This is a genomic window from uncultured Paracoccus sp. (assembly GCF_947487305.1).
Classification (GTDB): Bacteria; Pseudomonadota; Alphaproteobacteria; order Rhodobacterales; family Rhodobacteraceae; genus Paracoccus.
In genome coordinates this window covers 1-1,809 of the sequence record NZ_CANKWH010000061.1, presented here as the reverse complement: position 1 = coordinate 1,809, position 1,809 = coordinate 1, and the positions used below count along the sequence as shown (strand labels likewise).

Below are 1,809 nucleotides of genomic sequence, written 5' to 3'. Positions count from 1 at the left end.
GTATCTACGACAACATGCGCACGGCGGTGGACCGTGTCGGCCGCGGCAAGGAACGGCAGGTCAACATCCGCTTCCTCGCCATGGCCAACCACTATGTCGTCGAGCCGGAGTTTTGCAATCCGGCCGCAGGCTGGGAGAAGGGACAGGTCGAGAAGAACGTTCAGGACTCCCGCCGCCAGGTCTTGCAGGGGATGCCGGGCTTTTGCGACCTTGCCACGATGAACGCCTGGCTGGAGCAGCGCTGCCTGGAGGTGTGGCAGGAGACCCCGCACGGCACGCTGCCGGGCACGATCGCCGATGTCTGGGCCGAGGAGCGGGCCGCACTGATGCCCCTGCCACCGGCCTTTGACGGCTTCATCGAACTCAGCAAGCGCGTCTCGCCCACCTGCCTGATCAGCTTCGAGCGCAATCGCTACAGCGTGCCGGCGTCTTTCGCAAACCGGCCTGTCAGCCTGCGGATCTATCCGGACCGGCTGGTCGTGGCGGCCGAGGGCAACATCCTGTGCGAGCATGGCCGCGTGTTCCAGCGCAATCACCAGGTGCCGCCGCGGACCATCTATGACTGGCGGCACTATCTTGCCGTTCTTCAGCGCAAGCCCGGTGCCTTGCGCAATGGCGCGCCCTTTGCCGAGTTCCCGCCTGCCTTCCGGCAACTGCAGGAGCAGATGCTCCGCAAGCCCGGCGGTGATCGCGAGATGGTCGATATCCTCGCCCTGGTTCTCCAGCACGACGAGCAGGCGGTGCTGACGGCTGTGGAATTGGCCCTGGCCGAGGGCGTGGCGACCAAGACCCATGTGCTGAACCTGTTACACCGGCTGGTCGACGGCAAGGTCATTGGCGGGCCGCCGCTCGATACCCCGCAGGCCCTGGCCCTGCGTCGCGAGCCCAAGGCCAATGTCGAACGCTATGACGGCCTGCGCACCCCCATTGCAGGAGGCCGTCATGCGTCATGATCCTGCCAGTGGCGCCATCGTCATCATGCTCCGCAGCCTGAAGATGCATGGCATGGCGCAGGCCGTGACGGACCTGATCGAACAGGCTGCGCCGGCCTTTGAAGCCGCCGTGCCGATCCTGTCCCAACTGCTGAAAGCCGAGATGGCCGAGCGCGAGGTCCGCTCCATTGCCTATCACATGAAGGCCGCGCGCTTCCCAGCCTACAAGGATCTCTCGGGTTTCGACTTCTCGGCCAGCGAGATCAACGAAGCCACGGTGCGCCAGCTGCATCGTTGCGAGTTCATGGACGGGGCTCAGAACGTGGTCCTGATCGGCGGTCCGGGCACGGGGAAGACTCACGCCGCAACCGCCCTCGGCGTTCAGGCCATCGAGCACCACCGCCGCAAGGTCCGCTTCTTCTCCACCATCGAACTGGTCAATGCCCTGGAACAGGAGAAGACCAAGGGCAAGGCCGGGCAGATTGCCGAAAGCCTGACCCGCCTCGATCTCGTGATCCTCGATGAGCTGGGATATCTGCCCTTCAGCGCCTCGGGCGGGGCGCTGCTCTTCCATCTGCTGAGCAAGCTCTACGAACGCACCAGCGTCGTTATCACCACCAACCTCAGCTTCAGCGAATGGGCCACGGTCTTCGGCGACGCCAAGATGACCACCGCACTGCTCGACCGCCTCACCCACCGCTGCCACATCCTTGAGACGGGAAACAACAGCTTCCGCTTCAAGGCCAGTTCAGCCGCCGCAGCGCGCCAGAAGAAGGAGGACAATAGCGCCTTGACCACTGAATGAACGGAAATCCATAGTCAGAGGTGGCTCACTTCTCGATGGAAATGCCGGCTCACTTCTGAGTGAAAATCAACA

The 1,809-nt window shown here is 63.7% G+C and carries 1 protein-coding gene and 1 pseudogene; both read left to right on the top strand.

The annotated features are described in order from the left end of the window. Nucleotides 1–953: pseudogene (locus Q1A36_RS21225) on the top strand (IS21 family transposase); the annotation flags it as partial. Next, complete coding sequence (gene istB / locus Q1A36_RS21220) at nt 943–1,737, top strand: IS21-like element helper ATPase IstB (protein WP_101754722.1); 795 nt, start codon at nt 943–945, stop codon at nt 1,735–1,737. The pseudogene Q1A36_RS21225 and the gene istB, both read left to right, overlap by 11 nt. Nucleotides 1,738–1,809: the final 72 nt, after the last annotated feature.

Excerpts from the sequence above, each read along its gene's own strand:
- istB (WP_101754722.1), top strand. The coding sequence starts at position 943 with ATGCGTCATGATCCTGCCAGTGGCGCCATCGTCATCATGCTCCGCAGC.